Annotated in this window: 13 protein-coding genes and 1 pseudogene; 9 read left to right on the forward strand and 5 right to left on the reverse strand. The window is 58.2% G+C overall.

All coding sequences use genetic code 11. The annotated features are described in order from the left end of the window. Positions 1-66: 66 nt before the first annotated feature. Complete coding sequence (locus tag ACVWY9_RS03850) at positions 67-267, reverse strand: DUF2811 domain-containing protein (protein WP_041436785.1); 201 nt, start codon at positions 265-267, stop codon at positions 67-69. 619 nt (positions 268-886) lie between these two features. Next, positions 887-1,561 carry a RibD family protein gene (locus ACVWY9_RS03855; RefSeq protein WP_457387563.1) on the reverse strand — a complete coding sequence of 225 codons (675 nt, stop codon included), beginning with the start codon at positions 1,559-1,561 and terminating at the stop codon, positions 887-889. A gap of 106 nt (positions 1,562-1,667) precedes the next feature. Here ACVWY9_RS03855 and ACVWY9_RS03860 point away from each other — a divergent pair, with 106 nt between their 5' ends. The 3 genes from ACVWY9_RS03860 to clpS all read left to right on the forward strand — a co-directional run bounded on the left by ACVWY9_RS03860 (position 1,668) and on the right by clpS (position 4,528). Further along, positions 1,668-2,063 carry a hypothetical protein gene (locus tag ACVWY9_RS03860; RefSeq protein ID WP_011434124.1) on the forward strand — a complete coding sequence of 132 codons (396 nt, stop codon included), beginning with the start codon at positions 1,668-1,670 and terminating at the stop codon, positions 2,061-2,063. Between the two features lie 140 nt (positions 2,064-2,203). After that, positions 2,204-4,045, forward strand: coding sequence for a hypothetical protein (locus ACVWY9_RS03865; RefSeq protein ID WP_457387564.1), 1,842 nt, complete (start codon positions 2,204-2,206; stop codon positions 4,043-4,045). 177 nt (positions 4,046-4,222) lie between these two features. Next, positions 4,223-4,528 (forward strand): ATP-dependent Clp protease adapter ClpS, encoded by a 306-nt coding sequence (gene clpS, locus ACVWY9_RS03870; protein ID WP_457387565.1) that lies wholly within the window; start codon positions 4,223-4,225, stop codon positions 4,526-4,528. Here clpS and cobT read toward each other — a convergent pair. Beyond that, entirely contained in the window at positions 4,477-5,604 is a 1,128-nt protein-coding gene (cobT, locus tag ACVWY9_RS03875) for a nicotinate mononucleotide-dependent phosphoribosyltransferase CobT (RefSeq protein WP_041436788.1), read from the reverse strand. The genes clpS and cobT overlap by 52 nt on opposite strands. Positions 5,605-5,754: 150 nt before the next feature. Here cobT and ACVWY9_RS03880 point away from each other — a divergent pair, with 150 nt between their 5' ends. The 4 genes from ACVWY9_RS03880 (at position 5,755) to ACVWY9_RS03895 (ending at position 7,885) form a co-directional block, all read left to right on the forward strand. Beyond that, positions 5,755-6,078, forward strand: coding sequence for a DUF1825 family protein (locus ACVWY9_RS03880; protein ID WP_011434128.1), 324 nt, complete (start codon positions 5,755-5,757; stop codon positions 6,076-6,078). 29 nt (positions 6,079-6,107) lie between these two features. Further along, entirely contained in the window at positions 6,108-6,557 is a 450-nt protein-coding gene (locus ACVWY9_RS03885) for a Fur family transcriptional regulator (protein ID WP_414422382.1), read from the forward strand. Continuing rightward, entirely contained in the window at positions 6,554-7,057 is a 504-nt protein-coding gene (locus tag ACVWY9_RS03890; RefSeq protein ID WP_414330730.1) for an AbrB family transcriptional regulator, read from the forward strand. The genes ACVWY9_RS03885 and ACVWY9_RS03890 overlap by 4 nt, the downstream gene beginning before the upstream one ends. A 132-nt stretch (positions 7,058-7,189) precedes the next feature. Further along, the gene (locus ACVWY9_RS03895; protein WP_414522719.1) at positions 7,190-7,885 is read left to right on the forward strand and encodes a chorismate pyruvate-lyase family protein; all 696 of its coding nucleotides are present in this window, start codon (positions 7,190-7,192) and stop codon (positions 7,883-7,885) included. On the opposite strand, the gene ACVWY9_RS03900 is transcribed toward ACVWY9_RS03895, so the two are convergent. After that, entirely contained in the window at positions 7,882-8,709 is an 828-nt protein-coding gene (locus ACVWY9_RS03900) for a DnaJ domain-containing protein (RefSeq protein WP_011434132.1), read from the reverse strand. The two genes, ACVWY9_RS03895 and ACVWY9_RS03900, sit on opposite strands and share 4 nt — an antisense overlap. A gap of 129 nt (positions 8,710-8,838) precedes the next feature. Next, positions 8,839-10,410 (reverse strand): photosystem II high light acclimation radical SAM protein, encoded by a 1,572-nt coding sequence (locus ACVWY9_RS03905; protein WP_414330735.1) that lies wholly within the window; start codon positions 10,408-10,410, stop codon positions 8,839-8,841. A 134-nt stretch (positions 10,411-10,544) separates the two neighbouring features. On the opposite strand from ACVWY9_RS03905, the gene ACVWY9_RS03910 reads away from it, so the two are divergent. Continuing rightward, entirely contained in the window at positions 10,545-11,909 is a 1,365-nt protein-coding gene (locus ACVWY9_RS03910) for a serine/threonine protein kinase (protein ID WP_457387566.1), read from the forward strand. A 98-nt stretch (positions 11,910-12,007) separates the two neighbouring features. Further along, positions 12,008-12,582 (forward strand): annotated as a pseudogene (locus tag ACVWY9_RS03915) (IS5 family transposase); the annotation flags it as partial. Positions 12,583-12,621: the final 39 nt, after the last annotated feature.

Below are 12,621 nucleotides of genomic sequence, written 5' to 3' on the forward strand. Positions count from 1 at the left end.
CAGGATCCCTACCCAGGCTAACAAAAGGTTCCCACTGCCCCGGTTTTCACGGGCCATCCTTGGGGCTCAGTTGCGGCGAAACAGGCTGTCCAAGTAGATGCGTGCCGCCCGCCGGTCGCTCTCCCCGCTTTGGAGCAGGAATAACGAGAGCGCTGCCGTCACCACCCGATCCTGATCCCAGTCGGGATGGCGAGAGAGGTAGTTTTGGAGGGTGTCATGCAGCTCCTCGGGAATTTCACTCAAAATGCTAACGCTGTGAGAACTCATAGTCCAACCACTCACTCGGGGTCAAGAGGGGAGAAAACGGTATCCCGCAAAACCTGCGGCCACAGCCAAAACTTGGGCAGCTCGAACAGAGCGAACCCGCAACATCAAAACCCAACCTAGATAGGCCAAGAGCCTCAGCAGGCTCGCAAGCAGAAAAGCAAGCAATATAGGTTCATAGCTTGCCCCTATCCCAGCGGATGGGAGGGAGGGCATTCACAACTGTTCCTAAGCCTGTCGTGGGCCGTAGAACAGATGAAGTCTTTTCTTTCTAAGGAGAGCGCTCGGGAAAATCTCCACACCACTCGCCCTCAGGTGGGGCTATTCTGCCCTCTGCCCTATGGGGGATGTCAATCCCAAGCCAGGGATCCAACCGGACAAAAGCCTGCCATTGGCCTTGATGGGATCGGAAAAAACGGCGCGATCCCGTTACGTTTCTCAGGGTGTAATTGCCTGAACCTTACCCACCTCCACTTTTCCACAGAAACCCCCGATGCCGCCCCCTGAGGGAAAGGCCCTGTGGAAAACAGCCCACCCGCCTGTGGAAAGTCTGGGGAAAACCTGTGGATTTCCGGGAAATCTGAATTTGTCCAAAAATTTTTGTGTTTGTGTCGAGCATTTCTCAGGGCCACTCAACTCCGTAGCGCAAAAACAGCTCCTTGGAACCGCGGCGGCATTCCAGCAGCTCCAACTGGGGCGGGGATCCCTGCACTTGCCAACCCTCAATGCTGGCAGGCGCATCGGCATATCCACTCAGCAGCACCGGAGCGAGGGTAACCCACAGCTCATCCAAGGCCCCTGCCTGGAGAAATGCCCCCAAAAGCCGCCCCCCGCCCAACAACCCCACCCGTTCAATGCCCAAGCTGCGCAGGCGGGCCAGCCGTGCCGGCAGATCCCAATCGGCAGCCACCCAGATGTCCTCAAAGCCGGTTCGGTTCTGCCAAATTTGGGATCCCTTGGGAGTTGTCCACAGCCAACGGGTGAGGGGCTGGCGAAAAAACGGCAAATCCTCAGGAATATCCCCGCTGTCGGAACAGATGATCGTCAGGGGCTGGGGAGAGAGGCCCTGAGCGGTTCTGCGTTGGATCAACTCGGGATCCCGAATACGCAGACTGGTGCCGTAGGCCCGCAGAGTGGCGGCCCCCATGATCAAAGCCTGTTGCTGGGCAGCTTGGGTTTCCAAGTGCCGATAGTCCTCAGGGCTGCTGAAGGAGGGCCTCTGCGCTCGATGGGCTGCGATCTTTCCATCCAAGCTCTGGGCAAAGATAGCTACCAAATGGGGACGATTCAAAGACAAGATTGCTGAGAAAGGGTGGGCAAACCCTACAAATTGACCAGAATAGAGTCAGGCATCGCCGGGGGAACCGTGGCACCGGTCACCAGAGCGCCCACGCGGAATGGATATGCTAGGGACATTTCAATCCTCCACCATCCGGGTTGAAGTCGAGGCCAGTGCATCGACGATGCAGCGCTGTCTGACAGAAGTGGGGTTGCTGCAGCAGTGGATCTGGCCCCAGCAACTGCAGGGATCCCTTCCCGAAAGGCTGGAGCTGGGCAGCACCTTTGCCGCCCAATGGGGCCCCCTCTCGATCATGCACCAGGTGGAAACCCTGCTGCCGGAACGGCTGCGCCTGCTGATGTGGGGAGGAGCCGATGGCTACTGTGACTGGCTGTGGGGGAACGGCTGGGTGCAGTTGCGGGTAGAGGCCGTCTCTCTCCTGCCCTTGGGCTTGGGACAATTGCTGATGCTGCGGCGGCTGCAACAGTTTGCCCAAAGCCAAGAACAGCGCCCCTCTTAGGACTTAAAAAGCGACCTTCCGGCAAAATCCGTGGATCCTCGGCTTGACAAAATGCGTTTCGGTTGCGGCATGCTACTTCTCTAAGGATTTTCCACTACGATAGTTGTAGCAGAGCTTACTCTTCCCGTCCGAGAGGCCCAATGAATCCGCCGACCAGCCCCACCCCAACCGCCATCGAGCAGGAAAAGTTTGAGATCCGCTTGGGAGAAGCCCTCAATCGAGCAGGACTGCTCACCCCCGCCCAACTGGCTCAGGCCATGTGGGAAAAGGCCGACAACCCCTTGATGTTGGGGGAGCTGTGTATGCAGCACAGCTGGATTGCCCCCCAAGATCTCTATCCGTTGATCCCGGTCGAACTGGTGCGTATCGGCGAGATCTTGATGCTGCATGGGTATCTGGAGCTGGAGCACATCCATCAGGCCCTGATTCAGCAGCGGCAGCACCCGGAGCGCAAGCTGGGGGAGATCTTGGTGCAGCAGGGCTGGGTACAACCCCACTGGTTGGAATGGGCCTTGGACAAGCAGCAGCGGCTGCGGCGCCAGAAAGGAGCTGCCAACAGTTGGGAGGTGATGGTGGAGCAGTGGTCCACCATTCCCGATCAGCCCCCTCTTTACGTCTCACCTCTACAGGTAGCTCAAGAGACTTACAAAGCCACCCAGCAGTACAAAGCCCAACTGGAGCGCTACCAAGAGCAAATTGCCATCTTAGAAGCGCAACTGGAGCAGCAGCGGCAGCAGCAACAGCTCCTGGTCGAACAATCGCTGCAGCAGGTTGCCGACCATCAAGCCCGCCAGCAGGAACAGCAGCAGCGCATTGCCCAATTGGAAGCCCAAATCCAGCAGGGCACTGAACAACAAAAGGCTGCCCAGCAGCGCATTCGGGAACTGGAGGAGCAACTCCAAGCCCAGCAAACTCAGGGATCCGCGCAACTGCAAGCCGCCCAAGCAGAGCTGGAAATCCTACGTCGCCGCTGCCACGAGCTGACAGAATGGCAATCTCAAGCCAAACACCAGCTGCAAGAGCTGGGATCCCAACTGCAGGAGCAGCAGAAGATACAGCAGGATCAGGCACAGCAGCTCCAAGAGCAAACCCACCTGCGTCATGCTCTGCAGCAAATGGAAGCCCAAGTGGCTGCCCTGAACCAATCGCTGCAGGAGCACCAACATCAACTCCAACTGGCCCAGTCTACGAAGCAGCGCTTAACTGCCGACCTGGCCCACGTTCGCCAAGAAGCTGCCGAGGCCACCCACCGCTTGCAGGTGCAGCTCCAAGAAACCCAAGCCCAACTGCGAGAAACTCAAGATCGCTTGCAGCAAGCCCAAGCCCAAGTGAGCCAGCTCCAGGCCCAACTGCAAGCGGCTCAAGTGGAAAACCGTGCTCTAGCCGCAGCGGTAGCCGAAGCCCGGCGAACTTCCCCACCTGCAGCTGCACCGACCCCAGCTTCGGAGAAAGCCCGGCCAGAGGCAGAGGATCTCAAGACCCTGACCGTAGCCGACTGGGCAGCCGAGCTGAGTGCCCCAGAAAGCGAATTGCCCCCGCAGCAGTATTTGGGGGAAGAGGACTTGGAAGCCTTGCAGCGGGCTACCCCCTGGGTACAGCGGGTATTGACCCAATTGCGGGCGGCTGGCCTAATCGACAATGCCGGCATCGAAACCGTCATTCACGCTTGGGAAAAGGAAGGGGGCACCTTCACGGATGTGCTGGCCCACCACAGCGGCCTCAAGCCGGAGACCGTCAAATTTTTCAGCGAAGGGGGCTACTCTGTTCAACTGGCAGGGGGACGCCACGTGGCCGACTACCTCAAGGCTTCTGGATTGGTCAGCGCCACCCAAATCGAACAGATCCAGAAGCACCTGCCGCCAGGGGGATCCCTGTGTCAGGCCCTTGCCCAAGCCGGGATCCTACACCGGGCCACTGCCCTGTATTTCGAGCGCCACTTCGGCGGGCAAAAGCCCCGCCGCCCGCTGCGGGAAGAGCTTTAGAGGAACCATGCTCTATCGCTGACGCCAACGACCGACAAGGGATCCGAATACAGACACAAGCTGCCAACAAGATGCCAATTAGACTAGAAACTAGATAGAGATAGATCATCAGAAGCGACCGGTTTCTCACCCCTGAGAGACCCAAGTTACTCGGTAGTTGTGTCGATCTCTTCTGCTATGACTACGGAAGCTCCAACTCGACCTGCTCAGCAGTCCTCGCCCTCGAGAACCCAGGTTCGCCAGCCCTACCCCCACTTCAAGGTGATCGTCTTGGATGACGATTTCAATACCTTTCAGCACGTTACGGAATGTCTGCTGAAATACATCCCCGGCATGACTTTGCCCCTAGCGCGGCAACTGACCGTGCAGGTGGATGCCGAAGGGCAAGCAGTTGTTTGGGTCGGCCCTCAAGAACAGGCGGAGCTCTACCATCAGCAATTGCTGCGGGAGGGGTTGACCATGGCCCCCTTGGAGCCGGCCTGAAGCACCAGGCGTTCGTAGCTGCGCTCAACTGCTGCCAACAGCTCCGCTTGGCCCCAACCGGCGTAAAGGCTGCTGGCAATGGCCAGCCCACCCGCCCCCACCCCTTCCTTGACATAGCCCCGCTCGTAAGCCTGTAGAGGCAGATAGCGGCTATTGGCAAAGCTCAGTTGGGTGGCCAAAAGGGGAGCAACCCCCAACAACTCTGCCAAGGCCACCGTATTGCCCGAGGGATCCTCTGCCACCCAGCGGGTGGTTCCCACCACCACGTTCTCTGGGGGCCAAGGGATCCCCTGCTCTTCCCCCCAGCGCTGCATCAAGGCCAGCACCGCCAACATTTGGGTTCCCCCCGCCAGCAGCACCGCTCCCCGCTGCGCTGCGCCCATCGCCAACCCGGCCACAAAGGGCTGCATGGGATCCCCCACTGCCGCCACCACCTCAGCAGCAGAAGCTCCCCTTGGCAGACGGGCCAATCCCTGCCGGGCCAAGGCCAGCTTTTGGGCGTGGTTGCAGACCGGGTGGCTGCTGTTTACCATGCCCTCTGCTGCCCACCCCAGTCCCAACAACACCGCCAGCGCCGTGGTGGTGCCCCCTGCCACACACTCCCCAATCACACAGTAGCCTTGCTCCAGCCGGGATCCGCGGTCGTACCCTTCTTGCCAAAGGGATCCCACCTGCTCCAAAGACAGAGCCTGTCCTGTGCTCAAGCAGCGGGCCACTCCCCCAGAGCTCACCATTTCTGCCCCCGGCAAAGGTTCCGGCAAGCCACAATCGAACACTCGGCACGGGATCCCCAACTCCCTCAGGATGGCGCAGCTGATCACCACCGGAGAAGGATAGCCATCCGGAGAGGTGGGCAAGCGGTGAGAATGGCCCGCCAGCAACACTTCGCCATCGGCAAGAGCCGTGTAGCGACGCAAGGAGGGGGTAGCGCCGGCAGCCGAAATGCCCGGAACAAGAGCCGTTTCGGTAAACCCCAAGCAGGCCAGAAACAGAGGTCGGGATCCCTGCACCCGTTCGCACCACCGCCGGGCCACAGCCGGCTGAGTGTAAGCCTTAACGCAAGGAAACGGAAGCATACCGGACACCGAGGCAAACAAGCCAGAGTCTATCCTGAGCCAGAAGGGCGGGATCCCGTACTCGCAGGAGGGGTTGCCTCCTGCTGAGGCAATCGGATTCGGATAGGATGGGTATACCCAATGCAGTTTATTCAGGGCAAACGGAAGGCCATGAGCTTCTTCGACTCTGAGATCGTCCAAGAGGAAGCCAAGCAACTGTTTCAGGATTTCCAAAACCTGATGCAGCTTGGTCAACGGTACGGCCAATTCGACCGGGAAGGCAAAAAAATCTTCATCGAACAGATGGAGGAGTTGCTGGAGCGCCAGCGCATTTTCATGAAGCGGCTGGAACTCTCCGACGACTTTATGGCTCAAATGACCATCAAACAACTGCAAACTCAGCTTGGGGGGTTTGGGCTCTCCCTGACCCAAATGTTTGACCAGATGCACCAGACCCTAGAGCGCATGAAAGCTGAGGCAGACGCTGAGCGTTGACCCCCAAGAACGACCTACACGAAGGGATCATGTCTTCTTCCCGCCAGACCCGCAACCAGAAATTGATTCTGGAGGTGCTAGAGCAGCAGTCGCAGCCCCTTTCAGCGCAAGAGATCTTTTTGGAGTTGCGCAATGCCAACCACACCGTCGGTCTGGCCACGGTTTACCGAGTTTTGGATGCTCTGCGCAATGAGGGCAAGCTGCAGGCGGTCAACTTGGGAGACCAGCAGACCTACTACCAGGTTCTGCCCAGCAATGGCCACAACCGCCATCACCTGATCTGCACCGAATGTCGGCGGGTGGTGCCTTTGCCCGATTGTCCGGTGGAAGATTTGGAGGCACAGCTTTCCAGCCGATACCAATTTGCGATCGAGTACCATGTGCTTGACTTCTACGGCGTCTGTGCCCAGTGCCGTAGAGGGGTTGGGCCAAGCCCGGACTCACGGCGTTCCTCTTTTCTCAAAGCTAAGCCCAAATGATGAGCTATCTCTGGACGGTGTTGATCGGGCTGGCCGGCGCCCTGATCGGGGTCAAGCTGAGGCTTCCGGCGGGAGCACTGGTGGGCTCCATGGTGGCGGTGGGTTTGGTGAATGTCTGGGGGGCGATCCCAATTCCCGCTCCCCCAGCCGGGATCCGTTTTGCCATGCAGGTGGTGTTGGGCATTCTTTTGGGTACTAAGCTCACTGCCGATACGCTTCTGGCCCTGAAAGATCTGTGGCGACCAGCCCTGCTCTGTACAGTGATTGCGGTGGGCACGGGGGTCTTGTCGGGGTACCTGATCTCCCGTTGGCTGGGGATCGAGCGCTTGACTGCCATCTTGGGCACAGCTCCAGGAGGCATTTCCGACATGAGCCTGATAGCCCTGGACATGGGAGCCCAAACCAGCACAGTGGTGGTCATGCACTTGGCACGCCTGATCAGTGTCGTCGTGGTCGTCCCCTGGGTGGTGCGGCTGTTGGTTCAGCCGGGCACGAGTTAGCTAGACCGCCGGGAAGCCCCGCCCTCTGTGCATCAGCATGAGTGCCGGAGTATGTCACGAAAGTCCTCGGAGCAGAGACGGTGGGTGGGTTAGACTAGGGGCGATACAGAACTTAACAACTGAACCGCCGCCTTGGAACTTTCCCCCTCTCCACTCACCTGCCATGCCGACGCTGCCGGATCCCCTTGGAGCGCTGCTCTCCGTTCTGCGGATGGCTCTTTGGGCAATGTCTCCTCTGGCCAAGGCGATTGGTGGCCTCTACAGCTGCATTGGCAGGGGGAGCCAGACCCGGTACAGCCTGAGCTGGTGCAGGTGGATCCCGTGCTGCGCTTGCTGCTTTTGGGGGATGGCTTTACCACCCGTAATCTTGCTGCCTTGATCCAAGAGCCGATTCAGGCTCATCTGCTGGACACGGGCCGGGTTGATTTACAGGCAGAGCAGGGCACTGCCCCCAAGTCCATGCAACAGCTGGCCAGAGATTTGGGGCGGCTGGGATCCCCTTTGATGCGGCGGCGGGTTTGGCTGTGCGGGGCAACCTCTCAACAGCCCTTGCTCTATGCCACCTCTTGGTGGAACTCTGAACATTTGGCCCAATACTTGCCCCATCCCGATCAGCCCATTGGCCAAAATCTGATCCAAGAAAAACTGGAGACCTTTCGCGAGCTGCGCGGCCTTTACCACGGCGAGGCAGACCCGGTTGCCCGGCTGCTGCAGTGTCCCGGTCCCTTCTGGGCTAGGCATTATCTTTTGTTGCACAGGGGCCAGCCTTTGACGGTCATCTACGAGGTGTTTTCTCCACGGCTGGCCGCAAGGGCCCTGTCCCGCTAGCGCGACGGAGACCTCCAACGGCGCACGGCTGCGGTGATGGCGGCTGCCACCTGCGGATCCAATTGGGCGCTGGCGGAGATGCGCTGATAGTCCTCTGGGGTCAGTTGATGGGCGACGATGATCTCGGCAGCAGCAGCCTCAAACTGTTGTTCGATTTGCCGACGTTCCTCGCTGCTGTTGGCCTGTTGGAGGCGATTTTGGGTGCTCTCCAGAAGAGGTTGCACCGCCAGGAGGGTGCGGGCAAAGCGGTCAATCTGCTCAGAAGAAGGTGGAGAGGTGGCTTCAGAAAGACTAGCCGGGGCCGAGGTCATCGTCTCTGAAGAGGTTGCGGGCAGATCCCCATCCCATCCGGAGTCTGGCCTGGGCGAGGGAGAGGGATCCGGGTTGGCAGGAGCCTGGAGGGCCACTCTGCCGGCTGCGTCCAAGTCTTGGGCCGGGTTGAGGGCATTCCAAAGGGCCAAGCCCGCCAAACACAGAGCAGCCCCTATCAGTCCAGCACTCAAGAGGGCGAGCCAACTGACAGAGGTCGCAGTCGGCTCAAGCACCACCTGCACCGGCGCATGAGGAGGCAAGGGTTTGGACATGAGGCTGAGATCGTAAGCCCGACGCTGCTGGCTATCGCTGAGAACTCGGTAGGCGTGTTGTAGCTGGAGGAACTCCCGCTGGGCCAACTGCCGCAACCCTGCGGGGATATCGGCAGGCAACCGATCCGGGTGCAGTTCGCGTGCCCGCTGGCGGTAGGCAGCTTTGATCTCCTCCAGGCTGGCTTGGGGAGAAAGCCCCAGCTGTTGGTAGTAGGTGGGGGAAGCAGGCAGAGTAGGCATGGGAGCAGTTGGTTGCAGAACAGAGGGAGAACCGGCTGCCTTCGAAGGCCAGCCACCTTACCCCAACAGGGATCCCTCCTTTCGGACCAGCATATCCTGCCCGGTTCAGCGAGGCTGCCTGGCCAAGATCTAAGACACGTAAACCCCTGTTAGAGGCGCGCTCAGGGCTTCTTCCAACTCTGCCAGGCCAAGACGACGCTCCAGGATATCCATCACCTCGCGGCCAAAATCATGGGGGTTGCGATCCCAGGCTTCCAGACACACTTCCCCAAAAAAGGATCCCAGGGGTTCTGGGTTCCAGAGCAGTTTGCGCGCCGTCCAAGGAGTCATGTGCATGGGGTTAAAGCGGTCGTCGATAACACCGATTTTGCGAGCAAAATCTTCTAGATGAGTGTGGGGTTGCAGGCCGATGAAGAAGATGGCCGGCTCAACTTTGTCGCGACCAAAGATGGCTTCCAGCTCGCGATGGTACCGTACTGTTTGCCGAATGGTTTCCGGTCGCTCGTCGATAACATTAAAGGAGTAATTGACCGAAACCAGGTCGTTAAATCCTGCCTGTTTGAGGTAGCGGCAGCTCTCCAGTACCGTGCGCAGGTTATAGCCCATGCGCATTTTGCGCACCAGTTCCTGGGATCCGCTGGTGATGCCGATCTCGAAGTAGCTCATGCCAGTTTTCACCATGAGCTCGGCCAGCTTTGGGGTGAGGTTGTCGGCCCGAATATAGGCAGCCCAACGAATATCGGTCATGCCGGCATCAAGGATTTTCTGCAGCAATTCCTCCGCATCCTCAATGTAGCGGCGGGCAGGGATAAACTGGGCGTCAGTAAACCAAAAGTTTCGCACTCCTCGCTCGTACAACTGCATCATTTCTCGGATCACCTCATCCACAGGGTTGAGGCGCACCTGCTTGCCTTCGATGACGGTGTAGATGCAGTAGCAGCAGTTGTGGGGGCAGCCGCGCTTGGTTTGTACCCCAATGTAAAAGTCGCCCCCTTCTAAGTAGTAGTCAATTTCCGGCCAAATGGCGGTGATGTAGGTGTAATCACAGGCGGTTTTTTGCAGAGGTTGAGGCGGCTCGTGGATCAAACCTGGGCGAGGTTGCTCCAGCTTGGCCCGATAGCAGCGCTCTGCAGCAAGGCTTTGCCCTTGGATGACTTTTTCCAGCAGCGTTTCTCCTTCCCCCACCGAGATGATGGTGCCTTGGGGCAGGTAGCGGCCCAATTGTTCGTAGAAGACGCTGACTGCCCCACCCCCCAACACCGCTTCAGCGTGAGGTTTGTAGCGCCTGGCTCTGCGGATCCCCTGCCAGACCAGCCGGGTGTTGCGCCAAATCTCGCCATAGTAGGCCAGCACCAGCCTGAGGCTATTCAGGGATCCCCGCAATTTTTTCAGGGGGTTGCGGGCGTAGAAAAACTCAAAAGAGTGTTGCAACAGGTTGCCGGCCCGCCCGTTCACCGGCGCATAGACTTGAATATCTCGCCAAGAGAAAACCAGCAAATCCGGCTGAAACTGATCAATTTGCTCCAGCATGCGGCGGCGAAAATCCAAGGGCGGAAAGGTGCCCATATCGAAGATGCGCTGCTCAACTTGGGGGAACAGCTTGTGGACATGATCGGCCAAGTAAACCACCCCAATGGGAAAAATGGGGTTGCAGGGCAGCCGCACATAGAGGATTTTTTGAATCTTCAGGTTCGAGGCCATATAACCTGAGAGCTTACTTCACATCTCTTCACTCACTCTAGTCGGTTTTTGAGGGGCGCGGCGGCAGGGATCCAAAAGGGACAAAGATAAGCTAAAGCTGAAGCAACCAGCAGGGTCGGACCTGAGGAGAGGGTATGACTCCAGAGCGTCCAATTTGGCACAGTCGCTATCGGCCAGAGCGGCGATTGAGCAAGCGCAGCGGCAGACACACCTACCTGGCTCAGGATTTGCTCACCTCGGAACAGGTGGTGATCAAGCTGCTGCTCTTTGGGCCAGACTTTGATTGGGCCGACCTGAAGCTGTTCGAGCGGGAAGCCCAGATCCTGCAGACCCTCTCCCATCCAGCCATTCCTGAATACCGCGACCACTTCGAGATCAGCCTAGAGGGAGGACGGGGCCTGGCCCTGGTGCAAACCTACATCGACGCCCCCTCTTTGCAAGAGTGGATGGAGCAAGGGCGGCGCTTTGCCGAGCCGGAGGTGCGGGATCTGGCGCAAAAGTTGCTGCGCATTCTCGTCTACCTGCACGAACTCCATCCCCCCGTCATTCACCGGGATCTCAAGCCCAGCAACATTCTCTTGGGATCCGACCAGCAGGTGTATCTGGTGGACTTTGGTTCGGTTCAGGCGGCTGCCCCCCGGGAGCAGGGATCCTACACCGTGGTGGGGAGCTACGGCTACATGCCCCTGGAGCAATTTGGCGGCAGAACCGTGCCCGCTTCTGATCTCTACAGCTTAGGTGCCACCCTAATCCACCTGCTCACCGGACAACATCCGGCGGACTTGCCCCAGGAGGGATCCCGGATTGCGTTCGAGCAAGCGGTGCAACTGAGCCCGCCCTTTCGCGACTGGCTGCGGTGGTTGACGGAACCTTTGGCGGCAGATCGTCCCGCTTCCGCCCGGCAGGCCCTGGAGGCGCTGGAGCATTTGGATCGTCGTCCCGCCTTGATTCCCTCAGACGCAGCAGCAGTCCCTACTCGACAGCCAGCAGGCAGCCGGATTCAACTGCACAAGTCCGAACAGACCTTTCAGGTGGTGATCCCGGCCCGGCAAATCGGTGTTTTGGTGTTGCTGCCTTTCGCCATCGCTTGGAACTCCTTCACCACCTTTTTCACGATCATATCGGTTGGGTTTGCGCCTTTTCCGGCCAATCTGATGTTTGGCCTATTCATGCTGCCCTTCTGGACGGTGGGGTTGGGGATGGTGGGCGGGATCCTCTACGGCCTATTCGGCAAGGCCCACCTACGGATCGACACAGAATACATTCGCCTGGTTCACGAGGTGCTTGGCCTGAGGTTTCGCAACGTTCCCCCCAGTCGGCGATGGGATATTGACCGGCTAGAGCTGATCCCACGCCAAAGCCCACAGTTGAACATCTGGGCGGGCAACCGCAAATACGAGTTGGGAGCGGGGATCCCTTTGCAGGAGCCAGAGCTGGAGTGGTTGGCCTCGGAACTAAGCCGTTGGCTGCAGATCCCAGTTGAACGGCGAAAGGTGTAGTCGTTAGGTTTTTTGCATTTAGTTATGATAAGGACAGTTTTTGGGTAAGGTCTGATGAGTTATCTTGCTGCAGATCACAGCAAATAAAATAGCAAAAAATTATAGATTTCCTGAAAACAGAATCCAGATCCACATCGGCAAAGAGGCAGGATGCAAGCAGTTTATCCAAGGCCTGCTGTAATAGCTCGCTCTGGATCCCCGTGGCGCTACCTCCCAAAAAGATATGGAAAATGATACACCAGAGATTCCATCGCTGGAGTTGCTTGGGAGTTTGGGAAAGACCCTGACTTAGAGCATCTTATCCTTGACTCAACTGTCGTTCGTGCTCACCCCTGGGCAGCCGCAAAAAAAGGGGAGCAAGCTTTGGGGAGGAGTCGAGGTGGATACAGCACTCAGATCCATGTGAGTGTGGATGGTTTGGGGAAGCCGTTAGTGTTTAGAATCACAGCAGGGCAAAGCAGGATATTACCCAAGCAGAGGCATTACCAGAGAGTTGGCAAGAAGAGCATACGAAGGTGATAGGGGATAAGATTCTCAGGAATTCAGGGAGAGGATAGACAAGGGAAGGCCGGGTGCTGATTCCTTCTAAGAGGAATAGGAGGGTGGTGGGAGATTTGACCGGCACGTTTACAGGGAGAGGCATTTAGTCGATAAAAGATTTTTTTACGATTTAACACGAATTGCTATATTGGTGCTTGTACTGAGGATTATC

It is taken from the genome of Thermostichus sp. OS-CIW-31 (assembly GCF_054060305.1).